General features: G+C 72.2%; 15 protein-coding genes. 10 read left to right on the top strand and 5 right to left on the bottom strand.

Going from position 1 to position 18404, the window contains the following annotated elements; translation table 11 throughout:
• Position 1 precedes the first annotated feature (1 nt).
• Positions 2–166 (top strand): hypothetical protein, encoded by a 165-nt coding sequence (locus CNQ36_RS34730; RefSeq protein ID WP_163013287.1) that lies wholly within the window; start codon positions 2–4, stop codon positions 164–166.
• 145 nt (positions 167–311) lie between these two features.
• Here the strand turns inward: CNQ36_RS34730 and CNQ36_RS18075 are convergent, their stop codons facing one another.
• Together CNQ36_RS18075 and CNQ36_RS18070 are read right to left on the bottom strand one after the other, a co-directional pair.
• Positions 312–1388, bottom strand: a complete 1077-nt coding sequence (locus tag CNQ36_RS18075; protein ID WP_121546765.1) for a hypothetical protein — start codon at positions 1386–1388, stop codon at positions 312–314.
• A gap of 67 nt (positions 1389–1455) precedes the next feature.
• A complete protein-coding gene (locus CNQ36_RS18070) occupies positions 1456–2595 on the bottom strand; it encodes a PP2C family protein-serine/threonine phosphatase (RefSeq protein ID WP_121548501.1) in 1140 nt (379 codons plus the stop codon).
• A 210-nt stretch (positions 2596–2805) separates the two neighbouring features.
• On the opposite strand from CNQ36_RS18070, the gene CNQ36_RS18065 reads away from it, so the two are divergent.
• From CNQ36_RS18065 to CNQ36_RS18055, 3 genes are all read left to right on the top strand, one after another.
• Entirely contained in the window at positions 2806–3270 is a 465-nt protein-coding gene (locus CNQ36_RS18065) for a hypothetical protein (RefSeq protein WP_121546764.1), read from the top strand.
• Between the two features lie 115 nt (positions 3271–3385).
• The gene (locus CNQ36_RS18060) at positions 3386–4294 is read left to right on the top strand and encodes a hypothetical protein (RefSeq protein ID WP_121546763.1); all 909 of its coding nucleotides are present in this window, start codon (positions 3386–3388) and stop codon (positions 4292–4294) included.
• Positions 4295–4373: 79 nt separating this feature from the next.
• Complete coding sequence (locus CNQ36_RS18055; protein WP_121546762.1) at positions 4374–5375, top strand: endonuclease/exonuclease/phosphatase family protein; 1002 nt, start codon at positions 4374–4376, stop codon at positions 5373–5375.
• Between the two features lie 138 nt (positions 5376–5513).
• Here CNQ36_RS18055 and snpA read toward each other — a convergent pair whose 3' ends face one another.
• Positions 5514–6200: a snapalysin gene (gene snpA / locus CNQ36_RS18050; RefSeq protein WP_121546761.1), complete on the bottom strand. Its 687-nt coding sequence runs from the start codon at positions 6198–6200 to the stop codon at positions 5514–5516.
• A 204-nt stretch (positions 6201–6404) separates the two neighbouring features.
• Here snpA and CNQ36_RS18045 point away from each other — a divergent pair, with 204 nt between their 5' ends.
• Entirely contained in the window at positions 6405–7331 is a 927-nt protein-coding gene (locus tag CNQ36_RS18045) for a LysR family transcriptional regulator (protein WP_121546760.1), read from the top strand.
• Positions 7332–7370: 39 nt separating this feature from the next.
• Here the strand turns inward: CNQ36_RS18045 and CNQ36_RS18040 are convergent, their stop codons facing one another.
• Complete coding sequence (locus CNQ36_RS18040; protein ID WP_121546759.1) at positions 7371–9449, bottom strand: PhoX family protein; 2079 nt, start codon at positions 9447–9449, stop codon at positions 7371–7373.
• 266 nt (positions 9450–9715) lie between these two features.
• Between CNQ36_RS18040 and CNQ36_RS18035 the strand changes: the two genes are divergently transcribed.
• The 5 genes from CNQ36_RS18035 (at position 9716) to CNQ36_RS18015 (ending at position 16517) form a co-directional block, all read left to right on the top strand.
• Positions 9716–11386, top strand: a complete 1671-nt coding sequence (locus CNQ36_RS18035; RefSeq protein ID WP_121546758.1) for a VWA domain-containing protein — start codon at positions 9716–9718, stop codon at positions 11384–11386.
• A gap of 106 nt (positions 11387–11492) precedes the next feature.
• Positions 11493–13109, top strand: a complete 1617-nt coding sequence (gene metG, locus CNQ36_RS18030) for a methionine--tRNA ligase (protein ID WP_121546757.1) — start codon at positions 11493–11495, stop codon at positions 13107–13109.
• 308 nt (positions 13110–13417) lie between these two features.
• Complete coding sequence (locus CNQ36_RS18025; RefSeq protein ID WP_004928921.1) at positions 13418–13783, top strand: PH domain-containing protein; 366 nt, start codon at positions 13418–13420, stop codon at positions 13781–13783.
• Positions 13784–13848: 65 nt separating this feature from the next.
• Positions 13849–14775 (top strand): hypothetical protein, encoded by a 927-nt coding sequence (locus CNQ36_RS18020; RefSeq protein WP_121546756.1) that lies wholly within the window; start codon positions 13849–13851, stop codon positions 14773–14775.
• A 242-nt stretch (positions 14776–15017) separates the two neighbouring features.
• Positions 15018–16517 carry a polysaccharide pyruvyl transferase family protein gene (locus CNQ36_RS18015; protein ID WP_121546755.1) on the top strand — a complete coding sequence of 500 codons (1500 nt, stop codon included), beginning with the start codon at positions 15018–15020 and terminating at the stop codon, positions 16515–16517.
• 69 nt (positions 16518–16586) lie between these two features.
• Here CNQ36_RS18015 and aspS read toward each other — a convergent pair whose 3' ends face one another.
• Positions 16587–18350, bottom strand: a complete 1764-nt coding sequence (aspS, locus tag CNQ36_RS18010) for an aspartate--tRNA ligase (RefSeq protein ID WP_121546754.1) — start codon at positions 18348–18350, stop codon at positions 16587–16589.
• Positions 18351–18404: the final 54 nt, after the last annotated feature.

The raw sequence follows: 18404 nt of genomic DNA, 5'->3' as shown, positions 1-18404 counted from the left end.
CGTGCTGGAACGCACACGCACCACCGGGCGGTACGCCCGGGGCATCGCCGCGGCCCTCGCGGCGGTCGCCGCGCTGGTCCTGGCGGCCAACGCGGGCCCGGCCAGGGCCTCCGACCCGGAACCGGACCGGCAGACCACGACCCCGGTGGAAGCGGCGGTGCGGTAGCGCGCAACCCGTGCCGCCGGCCCCTCGACCACCGGCCCGCCACGGCCGCCCCCCTCGGCCCGCCCGACTCGCCGGCTCACCCCAGCCAGCCCGGCCCGTCGGCACGCCCTGAACAGCCGGTCCGTCCAGTTCGGGCGGGTGGTGGTCAGGGCTGGGTCTGCAGTTGGTCCAGCTGGCGTCGTACGTGGTCCAGGGCGCCCTCGCGGCGGCCCGGTACCCGGGCGCGGAGCTCCGCCAGGGCGGTGCCCAGTTCGCGGGCCCTGGCCGGGTCGGTGATCCGGCCCCACTGGTGGTGCGCCCGGTCCACGGCCGCCTCGACGGCGGGCGCGTCGCCCGGCTGCCCCGCGGTCAGGCGGGTGCCGGCGACCGTCATCCACGCCCGGCAGCTGCGCGCCGCGTCCCCGGCGAGCATCGCCAGGTCCGCCCGGACCTCCGTCCAGTGCAGCACCTCCTCGGAGACGGGCCCGTGTGCCAGGCCGGCCGCCTGCTCCAGCCGCGCCGCGAGCGCGTCGGCGTCCGCGTGCCGGCCCGCGCGCACCGCCGCGGTGACGGCCGCGTGCGGATCCCCCGGCACGGGCCCCCGCTGCGCCAGCGGCAGACCGGTGCCCGCGCTCTCCGGCGCGATCCTCGTCAGCGCCTGCTGGTTCAGCTCCTCGTCCGGCGGACGCCACCCGCTGCGCAGAATCGTCGCGACCGCCTTCATGTACGACGGGGATGCGACCGCGCGGCGGGACGGCGGCGGCGCGACACGGCCGTACACCGCGTTGTCCCGCCCGCAGTCGAGCGGGGACGGCCCCGGGCCCGGCGCGCACAGCGACCGCCAGGCCTCCGGGTCGGCGTGCAGGTCGAGGAAGAGCGTCGTCGCCCCCGCCGGACGCAGCCGCAGCTCCTCCCGGAACCAGTGCCACGGCAGCCCCGTGTACCGCACGGTCGACGCGGTCGTGCGGGCCAGCGCCAGATGGGGCAGCCGCTGCCGGCGGTCGAGCTGGAGCTGCCCGGCGACGTACACCGTCAGCGGCCCCGGGGCGGCGGCGGCCGCGCGCAGCCGGGTCAGCACGGCCTGCGGCTCCAGCGGGTCGGCGAGTTCGACGACGTTCGCGGTGTCGGCGCCGGACAGCACGGCCGGCGGCACCGCCGCGAGGACCGGGAGCACGGACGCCGCGTCCACCAGCCGCCCCCGGCCCAGCGGCGAGGCCGCCAGCAGCAGCACGGTTCCGGGCATGGTCGGTCCCCTCCCCTGGCGATCATCTACGGCAGCACGGTAACCGTTGTGACCGCGCGGGGTGGTGTCACCGTGGTGAACGTCCCCCTTCGGGGCCTTCGGGGCCTTCGCCCCCGGACGCGCGGGTCCGCCGTACCGCGAAGGCGGTGGTGTCGTCGTCCAGGTGCCCCCGGCTGTGCCGCAGCGTCCCTTCCCGCACGGCGGCGACCAGCAGGCCCGGTGCGGCGACCCCCGGGTCCGCCGCCACCGCCCGGCACAGCTCGTCGGCGAGCCGGTAGAAGTTCCCCTCACCGTCCCTGGCCTCGGTCACCCCGTCGGTGACCAGCAGCAGCGTCTCGTCGGGGGCCACCGGCAGCCGGCTCACCGGCAGCGGGCCGGGCGCGAGGTCGCGGCAGCCGATCGGGAGCCCGCCGGCCGCCCGCAGGGACCGTACGCCGTCGGGGCCGACGGCCAGCGGGCGTTCGTGCCCGAAGACCACGGCGTCCACGACGTCGGTCCGGTCCGGGGGAAAGCCGAGCAGGACGGCGGTGGCGAACCGGTCGCCGTCGCCCCGGCCGAGCGCCGTCGTGTACTCGCGGTGCCGCAGCATCCGGTCCTCCAGCCGGTCGGCGACGGCCGTCAGCTCGGCCTCGTGGTAGCCGGCCTCGCGGAAGGCGCCGAGCAGCACCGCCGACGTCTCCACCGCGCCCAGCCCCTTCCCCTGGACGTCGCCGACGAGGACGCGGGTGCCGTGCGGGCCCGGCTGGATGTCGTAGAAGTCGCCGCCGACCCGGGCGTCGGCGTCCGCGGGGAGGTAGACCCCGGCGTGCTCCAGGCCGCCCCAGCGCGGCGGCAGGGGGCGCAGCACGGTGGCCCGCACGGTGTCGGTGACGTCGCGCATGTGCAGCGCGCGCCGCTCACCGCGCACCCGCACCAGGCAGGCCAGCGTGGAGAGGACGCCACCCGCGGCGACCAGGATGAAGTCCGGCAGCCCCGCCTGGAACTGGTGCGGCCAGGCGTTGTCCACGGCGGTGTAGAAGACCATCGCGAGCACCGCGTACACGGCCGTGCCCCACACCCCGCAGAGCGCGGCGGCGATGCCCGGCACCAGCACGATCCAGGAGATGACCCGGAACTCGCCGGTGGTGTTGTAGTCCGTCACCGCGATGCCGACGAGCAGCACCAGCGGGGGGATCCAGGCGACGCTGCGCCCGCGCACCCGCAGCATCTCCTGCCGCTGCACGACGTCCCCCCGGCCGGCCCGCGGACGCCGGTCGTGCCGGCCGTGACCCTCGTTGCCCGGACTCACGGCCCCAGCGAAACACGGGGCGGTGCCGCCCGCATCCGGTCCCCGGGCCCGGCCCGCGCGGCCGAGTTGCCGCCGGGCCCCGGGAGGTGTGCCCTGGTGGGGCGGGGGTGAGGAGAGAGGAGTGCTCCCATGGCGCACGCGGCACCCCGGTCCCGGGGCGCGATCGAACCGGGCCGGACGACGACCCCGGACATCTTCGACGCACGGACCCACCGGGCGGCGAAGGTCGTGATACCCGTCCTGATCGGGCTGGTGTACGGCTACTGGGCCGCGGGCAACCGGCGCGACGCCGGGCCCATCACCGGCTGGAACCTCCTCTTCGGCTTCCTCACCGCGCTGGTGTTCGCCGTGGTCCTGATGGCGCTCCTCGCCGTGGCCCCGAAACTGCGCCGCGAAGCACACGCGGTGGTCTGGGGCGCCTTCTGCGGCATCGCGGTCGGTTTCCTCTTCAGCCAGGCCGGCGGGAGCATCTACCGCTCCACGGCCCTCGGCCTGGGGGTCGCGGCGGGCGTGACCCTGGTGATGTTCTACCGCTTCTACACCCACGAGAGGGCGACGGACCAGCGCCCGGCGACGGACCAGCGCCCAGGCTGACCCCGCGGGCGCCGCCGTCCGCGGGCCGTGGCGCCGCACCCGTTCGGCCCACCCCGTACACCCGCACGCACACCCAGCGCTCGCGCCCCCGGCCGCCCGCACGTTCTCTGAAGGGGTGGCCCCCCGCGACACCCGCCTCCGCAACGCCCTCTCGGCGGCACTGCTCGCCGTAGCCTGCCTGCTCGCCCCCTGCGGCGCCCTCGCCGCCTGGGCGTCCTTCGGCCTCGCCGACACCGCCGGCTACGTCCGCACCATGGCCCCGCTGGCCACCGACCCGGCCGTACGCGACGCGGTCGCCGACGCCGTCGGGGACGAGGTCGTACGACAACTGGACACGGAGACGGCGCGCGCCACCGTGGGACCGTTCGTACGGGACGCCGTCCGCTCGTTCACCCGCACCGACGCGTTCCGCACCGCGTGGGACGCCGGCAACAGGGCCGTCCACGGCGCGGTCCTGCACGCGCTGCGCGACGACGGCGCCGCCCGGGGACCGGTCACCGTCGACCTCGCGCCCGTCACCGAGCAGGTGAAACAGCGGCTCGCCGCCGACAACATGCCCTTCGCCCACCGCATCCCCGTCACCCACACCGAGGTCCCGGTGGTGCCGGCCGGCGAGGTGGCCGGACTCAGGAAGGGATACCACGTGCTGGACGCCGCCGCCTTCTGGCTCCCCCTCGCGACCGTCGTCCTCGCCGTCGCCGGGATCGCCGTCGCCGCCCGCCGCCGGCGCGCGCTCACCGCCACCGGACTGGGCACGGCCCTGGGCGGCGCCCTGCTGGCCCTCGCGGTCGCCGTCGGCCGCCGGCTCACCCTGGCCGACCTGCCCGACCGCGTCCACCGCCCGGCGGCGGGCGCCGTCTACGACGCCCTCACCGCCACCCTGCGCACGGCGTCCTGGCTCCTGCTCGCCCTCGGCCTCACGGTCGCCCTGGTCTCCTGGCTGGCCGGCCGGGCCGCCGACCGCCGCGCGGACCCGGTCCCCGCCCCGCTGCCACCCCGCCCGTCGCCCAGGGCCCGTACCTGATCCGGCAACCACTCGTCGTCGCCGGCCGTCCTTGAGGGAGGATTCGGGCATCCCTGCCCGCGAACGGAAGGCCGCGACGTTGGACACTGCGACTGCCGACCCCACGGTCACCGGGGCCGGGGCCGGGCGGCCGGGGGGACGTCGGCGGTTCGGCGCCGGCTGTGCGGCGCTGCTGTTCGCCGGGGTGAGCGTGGTCGTCGGCTGCCGCGCCGCCGACACCGACGCCATCACCCCCGTGCCCCAGCTCCTCGCCTTCCTGCCCTGGCTGCTCGTGCCCACCGCGGCCGGACTGCTGTTCACCCTGCTCGCCCGCTGGTGGACCGGCGCCGTGTGGGGAGTGGTCCTGCTCGGCCTGCTCGCCTGGTTCATCGAGCCGTACGGGAAGGCCGGCGACCCCGTGGGGCCGCCCGTCGCCGAGCTGCGGGTGCTGACCTCCAACGTGCAGTTCGGGCGGGCCGCCGACGCCCTCGTCGACGTGGTGCGCCGCGAGGAACCGGACCTGGTGTTCGTCCAGGAGTGCGAGTACACCTGCGACGCGACGCTGAAGCGGGAGCTGACCGACGCCTACCCGTACCGGCAGTCGGTGGCGGGCGGCGGCTCCGAGGGCTCCGTCATCCTGAGCCGGTTCCCGCTGCGGGGCACCGCCGGCGTCCCCGGCACCATGGGCATGCCCGGCGCCGTCGCCGACGTCGACGGCCACACCGTGCGGCTCCAGCTCGCCCACCCCATGCCGCCGCTCCCCGAGCAGGTGCGCCTCTGGCAGCGGGAGCTGGGCCGGCTGCGCGACGCCGCCGCCGCGGACCGGGACACCCCGACCGTGCTGGCCGGGGACTTCAACGCCACCCAGGACCACGCGGCCTTCCGCCGCATCCTCGACACCGGTCTGCGCGACGCGGCCCGCCTCGCCGGCGCCGACCGGACCCCGACCTGGCCGTCCCGCACCTTGCCGACCCTCGGCGCCCAGATCGACCACGTCCTGGTCTCCGAGCACTTCGCCGCCCACCGGACCCGCGTCCTCCCCCTCCCCGACACCGACCACAGCGCCGTCCTCACCAACCTGACCCTCCACGCCGCACCGTAGCTGCGGGCAGTCGTGCCGCTGGGGCGGCACGGGTGGGCGCAGCGGCACCCCGCAAACGCCGGGCTGCGCAACACCCCCCGCCCCGCCCCCACCCCGCGCGGCCACCAGCACCGCCACGGGCAACGGCTCCCGCTACCGCTACCGCGAGGACTTCTGCAGCGCCTTCTCCGCCTTGTCCAACGCCGCAGCGAACCCGTTCGCCCACAACTGGTTCACCCGCGACCGCTCCGCGGAGTTGGGGTACGCGTTGGTGCAGGACGTCCCCGGACCACCCCCGGACATCAGCTCACTGCACGGCCCCGAGTAGTGGTCCGGCAGCCCCAGCACGTGCCCCGTCTCGTGCGCGGTCACCCGCGTCGAGTCGTACATCTGGTTCTGCCGGTAGTCGAGGAAGATGTACCCCCGCCCGTGCCCGTCCGTCGAGGCGTACGAGCCGCGCGAGTCGTTCCCCTCGTAGTACGAGAAGTCCGCGCCCGACGTGCCGGCCTGGAGTCTCACGTTGGACACCGAGCTGTTCCAGATCTGCGTGCTGCGGGCTATCTGCGTGGCGAAGGACGGCGCCCGGGAGGCGTTGTAGACGACGGTGACGGCGGCCGCGCTCGTCGGGTTCGCGGCCCGCTTCTCCGCCGCCGACTTCAGCACGGCCTCGAAGAAGGCCCGGTTGGCGGCCGCTTCCTCCGAACCGTCGTACGCGGCGTACGGCGCGGCGGACGAGCCGGCGTCGAGGGGAGCGGGGGCCGCCGTCGCCGGGGCGGCGCCGAGGCCGAGGGCCGTGAGGCTCAGGCCGGCGGCGGTGAGCACGGACATGGGCATGCGCATGCGCATCGATGACTCCTCGAAGTGGGGGTTGAGTCACATGTCACCGAGGAGTCTCCGCGCCCGTGCGGCGGCTGTGATGATGGCAACAGGTGATAACACCGCCCTATCGCCCGACTCCGGCCACCCATGCTCCGCGCGCCCGACTCCGCCTGAACGGACGGGATTTGTGTGTCTGGTGAAACCTGAACTTCCGCCCTACCCTCCCAGGGCATGGAGCTCGAGGTCAGGCACCTCAGGGCGCTGTGCGCGATCGCCGACACCGGCAGCCTGCACCGCGCCGCGCGTCACCTCGGCGTGTCCCAGCCCTCGTTGAGCACGCAGCTGCGGCGTGTCGAACAGGAGCTGGGCGGCGCCCTGTTCGTGCGCGCGCGGACCGGCTGCCGGCCCACCCCGCTGGGCCGGCTGGTGCTCAGCCGCGCCCGCCCGCTCGTCACCGAGCTGCGCTCCCTGGTCACCGAGGCCCGCGCCGCCGCCGTGGGCGGCCGGCAGCTGCGCATCGGCTCCACCGCCAGCCGCGCCCTGGCCGGCTGGCTGCGGCGACTGCGCCGGCACTGGCAGGAACCCACCCTGCACATGGACGTCTCCGCCAACGCCCTGCTGCGCATGGTCGCCGACGGCCAGCTCGACGTGGCCTTCGTGCACGAGGTCGAGGGCTTCCCGCTGCGCGTCCCCGAAGGCCTGCGCACCCGGGTCCTCGTCGAACGGGAACCGCAGTGCGTGTCCCTGCCCGCCGACCATCCGGCCGCCGCGCGTCCCGTCGTCCACCTGTCGGACCTGGCCGGGGACCGCTGGATGATTGACCCGGCGGTCGACGGCGAGTGGGACGCCGTGCGCCGGCTCCTGCACGCCGCCGGAATCAGCCCGCGCGTGCTGCACGGCGACTACCACACCGCCGCGTCGCTGGTGGCGATCGGCGAGGTCGTCACCGTGTGCCAGCCGACGTCGCCCTCCCGCCCCGAGACGGCGGTCCGCCGGCTGCACGGCGACCCGCTGGGCGTACGGCTGCTGCTGGCGGCGCGTACGGAGTCGGAGCTGGAGGGCGTCTATCCGGATCTCGCCGAGGCGTACCGGGAGGTGGCGCTGCAGGCGCCGGCGTACCGGGAGTGGCTTGATCAGGACCTGGTGCCCGGGCCCTGACCCCGCCCTCCCCGCCCCCGCCCCCGGACGCCCGCGGTGTCAGACGCCGATGTCCTGTCCGTCCGCGCGCCACACCGCGACGACGGCCGGGCGCACGTAGGTGCCGGGCCCGTCGGGCCAGGTGCTGGCGGGCCGGTCCACCGTCGCCCCGTCCACCTCGCCCGGGTGCTGCACGGCGACCAGCACGCGCCGGTCCTGGATGACCGGACCGCAGGTCTCCGCGCCCGTCGGCACGGTCAGGAATTGCTTCAGCTCACCGCGCCGGTCACCGCGCGTGGCGACGCCGAAGAGGCCGTCGTGCGAGCCGAGGGCGCTGCCGTCGGTGGAGATCCACAGGTTGCCGTGGTCGTCGAAGGCGACGTTGTCCGGGCAGGAGATCGGGCTGACGGAGTCCTTCGGGAACCCGGCGAAGTACGTCGCGGGGTCCTCCGGGTCGCCCGCGACCAGGAACAGCGACCAGGCGAACGACGTGCTCTCCGGCCGGTTGTGGCGCTCGGTCAGCTCCAGGATGTGACCGTGCTTGTTGGCGTTGCGCGGGTTGGCCTCGTCGGCGGCGGCGTAACCGGTCTTGCCGCGGTTGGAGTTGTTGGTGAGGGCGACGTACACCTTGCCGGTGACCGGGTTCGGCTCGATGTCCTCGGGCCGGTCCATCTTCGTCGCGCCCACCTTGTCGCCGGCGAGGCGCGTGAAGACGAACACCTCCTCGGCGGTCATGCCCTCGACGTGCGAGACGGCGCCGTCGGCGGTGGCGGTGGCCAGCGGGATCCACTGGCCGCTGCCGTCGAACTCGCCGTCCTTCGGCAGCTTGCCGGTGCCGTCGATCTCGATGGCGGGGGAGTCACCGGTGAGCCTGGCGACGTACAGCGTGCCCTCGTCGAGCAGGGAGAGGTTGTGCTCGCGGGCGGAGCGGCTGTTGCCGTGCCGCATCTTCTTGCTGCCGACGAACTTGTAGAAGTAGTCGAAGCGCTCGTCGTCACCGGTGTAGACGACCGGACGGCCGTCGTGCGTCAGCCGCACGGTCGCGGCCTCGTGCTTGAACCGGCCGAGCGCGGTGTGCTTGCGGGGCGCGGAGTCGGGGTCGTACGGGTCGAGCTCGACGACGTAGCCGAAGCGGTGCGCCTCGTTGGGCTCCTGGGCGAGGTCGAACCGCTTGTCGAACCGCTCCCACTTGCGCTCGGTGGCGCCGGTGCCGATCCCGTAGCGCTTGTCGGTCGCGCTGCTGCCGTTGGCGAAGTACTGGTTGAAGTTCTCCTCGCCGTGCAGCGTCGTGCCCCACGGGGTGGTGCCGCCGGAGCAGTTGTTGAGGGTGCCGAGCACCTTGGTGCCGCGCGGATCGGCGGAGGTCTTCACCAGGTCGGACCCGGCGACGGGCCCGGTGAGCCGGAACTCGGAGGTGGCGGTGAGGCGCCGGTTGAGCTGGTGCCGGGTGACGGGCGTCAGCTTGCCGGTGCGCTTGTCCTCCTCGACGGCGACCACGGCCAGGCCGTGCGCGGCCCAGGCGATCTCCACCTGCTCACGGGTGGGGTTGTCGGCGTCGTAGTCGCGGAACATCAGGATCTCGTCGGTGTACTCGTGGTTGGCGACGAGGAGCTGCCGGCCGCGCTCGCCCTTGAGGGGCAGCAGCGAGAGGAAGTCGCAGTTGTAGCCGAACTGGCCGGCCTGCGCCCTGGCGCTCTGCTTCTCCGGGTCGAAGACGGGGGCGCCGCGCAGGATGGGCTCGCCCCAGCGGATGACGACGTTCTGCCGGTAGCCCTCGGGCACGGTCACGGCGTCGGCGGTGTTCGGCGCGACGGGCGTGAAGCGCAGACCCCGGGCGCCCTTGGGCTTGTGGTTGCCGTGACCGCCCTTGCCGGCCGCGGGGGCCGCCTGCGCCTCGGGGGCGGCGGCGACGCCGACCGCGCCGGCGCCGGCCGCGGCGACGGTCACCACGGCGGCGGCGCGCATCATCGAGCGGCGGCTGAGGGCGCCGGCGATGACATCGCCCACGTACTCGTTGGAGCTGGTGTTGGGCACCTCGTGGAGGCAGGCGTCACCACACCGGAAACGGCAGGTCATGGCGGACCGGCCGCCGGGGTGGGAACCGGACGGCGTTCCGATCAACGGCAGCAGCTTTCGCACGTTTTCTCTCCTTGGGTACCCGTGGTGTCAGCGCGACCGTAGGAGCACATATGTGCGGCGGTCGGGCGCCCGGATGAACGGGGAGTGAACCTGCGGCAGCATTAGGGAAGTTGTGCCGGATCTCGCGGCGGGGCCGAATCGCACCCTTGACATATACGATTCCGCAAACCCGACCCTGCCCAAGATCGCCCTTGCGGGCCGCTAACCTTACGTGTCCGTCCTGGCCAGGGATTGACGGGCATCAACTCACGCGAAGGGTTGCGCACATGGGCATTCTCACTCTCCTGCGGAACGCGTTCGGCCGGTCACGCAAAGCGAAGTCCGCCGAAGCGGAGGGTGCGGCGGACGCCGTCGAGACGGCGACCGCGCCTCCGGCGTCACCCGCCGCGGAGCCCGCCGCGAAGGCGGCCACGGAGACACCCGCGGCCCCGCGGGTTCCGTCCCCGTCCCCCGAGCCCGACCCGCAGTCCCTCACGGTCTCCGTCCCGGAGCAGCGCGAGGAGCACGACCTGGTCTCGGCGGCCTTCGACAACATCGCAGTCCCCAAGCCCACCACCCCGGAGCCGGAAGCCAAGCCCGCGGCCCCCACCGCTGACGCCGAGTCCACACAGGACAGCAGCGCCGAGACCAAGGCGGAGAAGCAGCCGGAGCCCGCCACCGAGCCCAAGGCCGAAGCCCAGCCGGAGCCCGCCGTCGAGCCGGAGCCCGAGGCCACCGCCGTTGACGCCGAGGCGGCGACGCCGACGGAGCCCGCGACCGAGGCGAAGCCCGAGCCGGCCACCGAGACCGAGGCCGAGGCCGCAGAGGACACCGGTGCCGACGCCAAGCCGGAAGCACCGGAGCCCGCCACCGAGCCCAAGGCCAAAGCCCAGCCGGAGCCCGCCGTCGAGCCGGAGCCCGAGGCCACCGCCGCTGACGCCGAGGCGGCGACCCCGGCGGAGCCCGCGACCGAGGCGAAGCCCGAGCCGGCCACCGAGCCCGAGACCGAAGCCGCGCAAGACGCCGAGCCGACGGCCCCCGAGCCTGTCGCCAACGCCGACGCCAAGCCGGAGACGGCAGCCGACGAGCAGCCCGAGGCCCCCGAGCCCGCCACCGAGCCCGCCCAGGACACCGAGGCGGAGCCCGAGGCAGCTGACGTAGAGCCGTCAGGCACGGATGCCGCGGCCGCCGACGGCGAGGACGCCCCACAGGGGCCACCCGCACCCGACGACGAGACCGGCACGGGTGGTGCGGGTGGGAACGAAACCCGGGCCGAAGGCGAAGCCGAGGCCCCCGCCACCCCCGCCACCCACGTCCGCACCACCGCCCCCGCCCTCGCCACCGCGTACGACGCGGCCGGCGCCGCCCTCGAGGCGCACCGCCTCACCGGCACCCGCGCCAAGGTCTACCTCGTGCTCGACCGCTCCGCGTCCATGCGGCCGTACTACAAGGACGGCTCCGCCCAGGCCCTCGCCGAGCAGACCCTGGCCCTCGCCGCGCAGCTCGACCCCGAGGCCACGGTCAAGGTGGTCTTCTTCTCCACCGAGCTGGACGGCACCGGCGAGCTCACCCTCACCGACCACGAGAACAAGATCGACACCCTGCACGCCTCCCTCGGCCGCATGGGCCGCACCAGCTACCACGCGGCCGTCGCGGAGGTCCTCGCCCTCCACGACGCGGCGGGTCCGGGCTCCGACACGCCCGCCCTGGTGGTCTTCCAGACGGACGGCGCCCCCGACGCCAAAACGCCCGCCACACAGGCCCTCACCGAGGCCGCCAAGTCCCACCCCTCGGTCTTCTTCTCCTTCGTCGCCTTCGGCGACCCGGAGAACAAGGCATTCGACTACCTCCGCAAGCTCAAGGCCCCGAACACGGCGCACTTCCTGGCCGGCGAGAGCCCGCTGGAGCTGACCGACAAGGAGCTGTACGAAGCCGTACTGGCGTCCTGGCGCCCGTAGGCACCGCGGCACCACCTCATGTCCTCCTCGGGGGGCGGACGGGATTCCCGTCCGCCCCCCGAAACGCGTGTGAGCCGACCTGCCCCGGGCCAGTAGGATTTCGGTCATGGCGGCCACTGGATCCGAGAAGCAGGGGGCGAAGGCGTACTACGTCTCGACCCCCATCTACTACGTCAACGACGCTCCTCACCTGGGCCACGCCTATACGACCGTCGCAGGCGACGTGCTCACCCGCTGGCACCGCCAGCGCGGTGAGAAGGTGTGGTACCTCACCGGCACGGACGAGCACGGTCAGAAGATCATGCGCACGGCCGAGGCGAACGGGGTCACCCCGCAGGCCTGGGCCGACAAGCTCGTCACGGAGTCCTGGAAGCCCCTCTGGGAGCACCTCGGCATCGCGAACGACGACTTCATCCGCACCACGCAGAAGCGGCACACCGACCGCGTCCAGGAGTTCGTGCAGGACCTGTACGACAAGGGCGAGATCTACAAGGGCGGCTACGAGGGCCCGTACTGCGTGGGCTGCGAGGAGTACAAGCTCCCCGGCGAACTGCTCGACGGCGAGGGCGAGTACGCGGGCCAGAAGCTCTGCCCGATCCACAAGAAGCCGGTGGAGATCCTCAGCGAGGAGAACTACTTCTTCAAGCTGAGCGAGTACAGCGAGAAGCTGCTCGCCCACTACGAGGCCAACCCGGGCTTCATCCAGCCCGAGTCCGCGCGCAACGAGGTCGTGAACTTCGTCCGCCAGGGCCTGCAGGACCTCTCCATCTCCCGCTCGACGTTCGACTGGGGCGTCCCGGTCCCGTGGGACGACAAGCACGTCATCTACGTGTGGGTCGACGCGCTGCTGAACTACGCCACGGCGGTCGGCTACAACGAGAGCCCGGAGAAGTTCGAGTCGACGTTCCCGGCCGACGTGCACCTCGTCGGCAAGGACATCCTCCGCTTCCACGCGATCATCTGGCCGGCCATGCTGATGGCGCAGGGCCTCCCGCTCCCCGGGAAGATCGCCGCCAACGGCTGGCTGATGGTCGGCGGCGAGAAGATGAGCAAGTCCAACCTGACCGGCATCAAGCCGCAGGACCTGACCTCGCACTTCGGCGTGGACGCGTACCGCTGGTACTTCCTGCGGGCGATCGCGTTCGGCCAGGACGGCAGCTTCTCCTGGGAGGACTTCTCCGCCCGCTACACCAGCGAGCTGGCGAACGACTACGGCAACCTGGCGTCCCGCGTGGCCGCGATGGTCGGCAAGTACTTCGGCGGTGAGCTGCCTGCCGCGACGGCCGACGGCGACGCGGAGAAGGCGATCCACGACGGCCTGGCCAAGGCGGTCGCGGAGGCCGACCGGAAGATCGGCGAGGAGCTGGACTTCCAGGGCGGCATCCTGGCCGTCTTCGACTTCGTGAAGCAGGTCAACGGCTACATCACCGAGCAGGAGCCCTGGAAGGTCGCCAAGGACGACTCACCCGAGGGCAAGGCCCGCCTGGCCACCATCCTCTACACGGCGGCGGAGTCCCTCCGCGCGGTGGCGGTCCTCCTCAACCCGGTCATGCCGGAGACCTCCCAGAAGCTCTGGGACTCCCTCGGCGCGGAGGCCGGCCTCGGCGCCCTCGCCGGCCAGAAGGTCCAGGAGGCCGGCACCTGGGGCGTCCTGCCCGCCGGCTCGACGGTCACCAAGGGCGCGGTCCTCTTCCCCCGCCTCGAGGAGAAGCCGACCGCGTAGGACGCACGACGCGTACGCCCGGAGGCCGGGTGGAAGGCGAGGCTCGGCGTGCCGCCGAGGATGCCCGGGAACACATCACCGGCTGTAATGACCCGGAGCTTCTGCGGCACTGGCACCGCCGTGCCGTCACGGCTCCCACGGCCGAGTAGGCCGTTGCCACCGCGTCCCGCGGAGAAGCCGGCCTCGTAACGCGCTCGCTACAGCGGGGGTCCGGGAGAGAAGCAGACCTTCTCCCGGGCTCCTTCTTTTGCGAAGATCGCGTGAAGTCGGCCGTCCGGCCGGCACCACTCACGCGGGGGGACCCACCCATGGCACTGTTCGGCAACGCGCACACCGTCGACCCGGCCCAGGCACAGCAGGAGTACGCCCGTCTGCTCGGCCAGGGCGAGCAGGTGCACGCCGCGTTCCTGCTGATCCGCGACACCATACTGTTCACCGACCGCCGCCTGATCATGGTCGACAAGCAGGGCATCACCGGCAAGAAGACCGAGTACCACTCCATCCCGTACCGCAGCATCACCCACTTCGCCGTGGAGACCGCCGGCACCTTCGACCTCGACGCCGAACTGAAGATCTGGCTCTCCGGCAGCCAGGCCCCCATCCAGAAGACCTTCACCAAGGGCGTCGACATCTACGAGGTCCAGGCCATCCTCACCCAGTTCGTGGCCCGCTGACCCGATCGGGTGATCGTCACTCATATGCCCCGCGCATAAACCATGGGTGCAACAGGCTTGCACCCATGGTCACCGCAACACACGAGGCCTCCCACCGGCTTTTCCAGGAGCACCCGGAGGCCCTCACCCCCGTCTTCGAGGCACTGGGCCTTCCGCCGCCCGTGAAGACGGACTTCCACGAGCTCTCCCCCGACGTGACAGAGATCCGTCCGGTGGAGCGGCGAGCGGACACGGTCCTCATGTTCGAGCCCGACATGGGTGAGCACTTCGTCCTGGCCGTGGAAGCCCAGACGAAGAAGGACCCTGACAAGGCGAAGAACTGGGCGTACTACGTCGCGTATCTGCGCGCCAAGTACGACCTGCCCGTGTTGCTGGTCGTGGTCTGCCGCGACCGTTCCACGGCGACCTGGGCGACAGGCCCCTTCGAAAGCACCGTGGGCCCCTGGACGAGCCAGGTCACCCGTCCGTTCGTCCTGGGCCCGCAGACGGTCCCGGAGATCACCAGCGCGGCGGTGGTGGCACAGCAGCCGGCCCTCGCGGCACTGTCGGCCATCGTGCACAGCCAAAACCCGAGGGCGGCCGCCATACTGGAGACGGTCGCGCGCGGACTTGTGTCCTTGGAGCCGGACACCACGAAGTACTGGTTCGAGGTGGTGGAGGTCGGTCTGGAGTCCACTCCGACCAGGAAGAACTGGAGGCAGCTGATGCAGAACGTCGTCACCCACTTCCCGGGGCACCGAACGCTCTTCGAGGAGAAGTACCTCGAAGGAAAAGCCGAAGGAATGGCCGAAGGGAAGGCCGAGGGGGAGGCCGAGGGAGAGGCCAGGGGCGAGGCCAAGGGGGTTCTGCGTGTGCTGGAGGTGCGCGGCCTTCCCCTGACCGACGACGTCCGTCAGCGCATCGCCGGCTGCACCGACCTCGACCGCCTCAACGACTGGCTCGACCGCTCGGGCACCGTGGAGCGCGCGGAGGACCTGTTCGCCGAGCAGTGACCGGATCGACGAACCCCGTACCCAGCAGCGGGCCGACATCTACGAAGTGCAGGCGATCCTGGCGCAGTTCGTAGTGCGGTAAGCCTCTCCGCCACATACCACTGCTTCACCCTTCATTTACCGGCGTATAAGGTTTCTTCACCCGTGCGTGCGTATCGAACTTTCGTCCGCCGCACGGGTGTGCGTCGCGGTCCCGAGGGGCCGACGCGCGGCCGAGCCCGCCCGTGCACCGAGGGAATGACGTGAAGCACATCCTTGTCCGTTCCGGTAAGAGCCCGTTCCACGTCGCCTCCCCGACAGAATTCCTCCAGCAGGACCTGATCGGCACCAACACGGGCAACCTGCTGTTCAGCGACTCCGCCCACAAGATGCTGTCGCTGCCGGACACCGAGGTGACCTCCAACGGCATCCGCACCGACCCGTCGGCGCGCCGCGCGGCCGAGATCAACGAGCAGTACGACGTCTTCGTCGTTCCTCTCGCCAACGCCTTCCGGCCCGGTTTCCACACTTCTCTGGACCGGCTCTCCACCCTGATCGAGCAGCTCACCATCCCGGTGGTGGTCTTCGGCGTCGGCGCCCAGGCCCCCGACGACTACGACACCGAATGGCTCGGACCGATGGAGGCATCCGTCAAACGCTTCGCCGCCGCCGTCCTGGAGCGCTCCGCCTCCATCGGCGTCCGCGGTGAACTCACCGCCCGTTACCTGAACGACCTCGGCTTCCAGGACGTCGACATCATCGGCTGCCCGTCGATGTTCCTGTACGGCGCGACCTTCCCCGACATCCGCGCCGCGGACCTGACGGCCGACTCCCGCATCGCCGTCAACCTCTCCCCGGACGCGATACCCGTCGGCGACATCTCCGGCATCGCCCGGCACGCCTGGGAGCGCTACCCGCACCTGACGTACTACGCGCAGCACACCGACGACGCCGAGCTGCTGCTCTGGGGCGACACCACGCCCGAGTCGGGCGTGGAGGACCCCTTCCCGCGCCACCTCAGCCACCCGCTGCTGCGTGAGAACAAGGTGCGCATGCCGCTCGACCCGGCGACCTGGATCGAGGAACTGCGCGGATACGACTTCGCCTACGGCACCCGCATCCACGGCAACGTCGCCGCCCTGCTGGCCGGCACCCCGAGCGTCGTCCTCACGCACGACTCCCGCACCCTGGAGCTGTGCCGGTACTTCGACATCCCCCACCGGCAGCTCGCCGGCCTGCCCGCCGAGACGGACCCGCGCGCGCTGTACGAGGACGCCGACTTCTCCGCGATGCTCAAGGGCCACGGCGAGCGGTTCGACCGGATCGTGGCCTTCCTGGACCGCAACGGTCTGCAGAACACCTACACGCACGGCGACGGCGGCGCCGCCTTCGACGCCCGCATGGCCGAGCTGGAGCTGCCCGCGTCCATGCCGGTCTGGGACGGCTCGGACGACGGGCAGATGCGCTACCGCCTCAGCCGGCTGCGCGAGCAGATCACGACGGCCGGACAGCGGACCCGTGAGCAGGCGCGCAAGCAGGCTCAGGAGAACAAGGCGCTGCGCGCCCAGCTCGCCACGGCCGAGAAGCGTGCCGACGAGACCGAGCGGAAGCTCGACACCCTCGCCCGCGAACTGGCCGCCACCCGCAAGGCCCTGAGCACTGTCGAGCGCAGGGTGACCGGCATCGACAAGCGCCTCCTGGTCCGCCTGGGCCCGGCCCTGCGCCGCCGCACCCGCAAACTGTCGAGCGGCGCCAAGAACTGACGGACACGTCACAGCGAGGGCCCGGGACGGTGTCCGTCCCGGGCCCTCGCTGTGCGGAGCGTGTGCCGGTTACTTCGGCTGCGGCTTGCGGACCGTCAGGTGGAGTTCCCTCAGGCGGGCCTCCTCCAGCTCCGTCGGCGCGCCCATCATCAGGTCCTGGGCGTTGCCGTTGAGCGGGAAGGCGATGGTCTCGCGGATGTTGGGCTCGTCGGCGAGCAGCATGACGATGCGGTCGACACCCGGCGCGATGCCACCGTGCGGCGGGGCGCCGAAGCGGAACGCGCGGAGCATGCCCGCGAACTTCTCCTCGACCATCTCGCGCTCGTAGCCCGCGATCTCGAACGCCTTGAGCATGATCTCCGGCTCGTGGTTCCGGATCGCGCCCGAGGACAGCTCGACGCCGTTGCAGACGATGTCGTACTGCCAGCCCAGGATGTCCAACGGGTCCTGGGTCTCCAGGGCCTCCAGGCCGCCCTGCGGCATCGAGAAGGGGTTGTGCGAGAAGTCGATCGCGCCGGTCTCCTCGTCCTTCTCGTACATCGGGAAGTCGACGATCCAGCAGAAGCGGAAGACGTTCTCCTCGAAGTGCCCGGCGCGCTTGGCGGCCTCGACCCGCACCGCGCCCATGATCTTCGAGACCTCGTCGAAGTCGCCCGCGCCGAAGAACACCGCGTGGCCGGGGGCCAGCGAGAGACGCTTGGTGAGCTCCGCGACGTTCGCCTCCGTCAGGAACTTCGCGATCGGGCCGCTCAGCGAGCCGTCCTCGGCGACGCGCACCCACGCCAGGCCCTTCGCGCCCTGGGAGACCGCGTAGTCGCCGAGCTGGTCGAAGAACTTGCGGGGCTGGCCGGAGACGTCCGGCACCGGCAGCGCGCGCACGTGCTTGCCGGCGAAGGCCTTGAACTCCGAGCCCTCGAAGATGTCGGTGATGTCGACGAGCTCCAGCTGGGCACGGAGGTCCGGCTTGTCGGAGCCGTACTTCAGCATCGCCTCGCGGAACGGGACGCGCGGGAACGGCGACGTCACATGACGGCCGTTGCCGAACTCCTCGAACAGCTCGGTCATCAGCTTCTCGATCGGCTGGAAGACGTCCTCCTGCTCGACGAAGCTCATCTCCACGTCGAGCTGGTAGAACTCGCCCGGCGAGCGGTCCGCGCGGGCGTCCTCGTCGCGGAAGCAGGGCGCGATCTGGAAGTAGCGGTCGAAGCCGGAGATCATCAGCAGCTGCTTGAACTGCTGCGGGGCCTGCGGCAGCGCGTAGAACCGGCCCGGGTTCAGACGCGACGGGACCACGAAGTCACGGGCGCCCTCGGGGGAGGTGGCGCTCAGGATCGGCGTCGCCATCTCGTTGAAGCCCATGGCCGTCATCTTGTGGCGCATCGCCGAGATGACCGACGTGCGCAGCAGGATGTTGCGGTGCATGCGCTCGCGGCGCAGGTCGAGGAAGCGGTACTCCAGGCGCCGCTCCTCGTTGACGCCGTCCTCGGCGTTGATGGTGAAGGGAAGCGGGGCGGCGGCGCCCAGCACCTCGACCGCGCCGACCTCGACCTCGACCTCACCGGTCGGCAGCTCGGCGTTGACGTTCTCCGTGCCGCGCGAGACGACCTTGCCGTCGACGCGGACCACGGTCTCCTTGGAGAGCTTGTCCAGCGCCTCGTACGCCTCGGTGCCCGGGCGGGCGACCAGCTGCGTGATGCCGTAGTGATCGCGCAGATCGATGAAGAGGATGCCGCCCAGGTCGCGCCGATTGTGCAGCCAGCCACTCAGCCGGACGTCGGTGCCGACGTCAGAGGCGCGGAGCTCGCCGCAGGTGTGGGACCTGTACCGATGCATCGTCGTTCATCCAGCCTTCGCGGATCGGGGTCGTTGTTTCACGTGAAACTCCCC

It is taken from the genome of Streptomyces fungicidicus, assembly GCF_003665435.1.
GTDB lineage: Bacteria > Actinomycetota > Actinomycetes > Streptomycetales > Streptomycetaceae > Streptomyces > Streptomyces fungicidicus.
This window is presented reverse-complemented; position numbering and strand designations above follow the sequence as displayed.

Coding starts and splice junctions, on each gene's coding strand:
- CNQ36_RS18065 (WP_121546764.1), top strand. CDS start 2,806: ATGGCGCACGCGGCACCCCGGTCCCGGGGCGCGATCGAACCGGGCCGG.
- snpA (WP_121546761.1), bottom strand. CDS start 6,200: ATGCGCATGCGCATGCCCATGTCCGTGCTCACCGCCGCCGGCCTGAGC.
- metG (WP_121546757.1), top strand. CDS start 11,493: ATGGCGGCCACTGGATCCGAGAAGCAGGGGGCGAAGGCGTACTACGTC.
- CNQ36_RS18045 (WP_121546760.1), top strand. CDS start 6,405: ATGGAGCTCGAGGTCAGGCACCTCAGGGCGCTGTGCGCGATCGCCGAC.
- CNQ36_RS18070 (WP_121548501.1), bottom strand. CDS start 2,595: ATGCTGCGGGTGCGCGGGCGCAGCGTCGCCTGGATCCCCCCGCTGGTG.
- CNQ36_RS18020 (WP_121546756.1), top strand. CDS start 13,849: ATGGTCACCGCAACACACGAGGCCTCCCACCGGCTTTTCCAGGAGCAC.
- CNQ36_RS18035 (WP_121546758.1), top strand. CDS start 9,716: ATGGGCATTCTCACTCTCCTGCGGAACGCGTTCGGCCGGTCACGCAAA.
- aspS (WP_121546754.1), bottom strand. CDS start 18,350: ATGCATCGGTACAGGTCCCACACCTGCGGCGAGCTCCGCGCCTCTGAC.
- CNQ36_RS18075 (WP_121546765.1), bottom strand. CDS start 1,388: ATGCCCGGAACCGTGCTGCTGCTGGCGGCCTCGCCGCTGGGCCGGGGG.
- CNQ36_RS18025 (WP_004928921.1), top strand. CDS start 13,418: ATGGCACTGTTCGGCAACGCGCACACCGTCGACCCGGCCCAGGCACAG.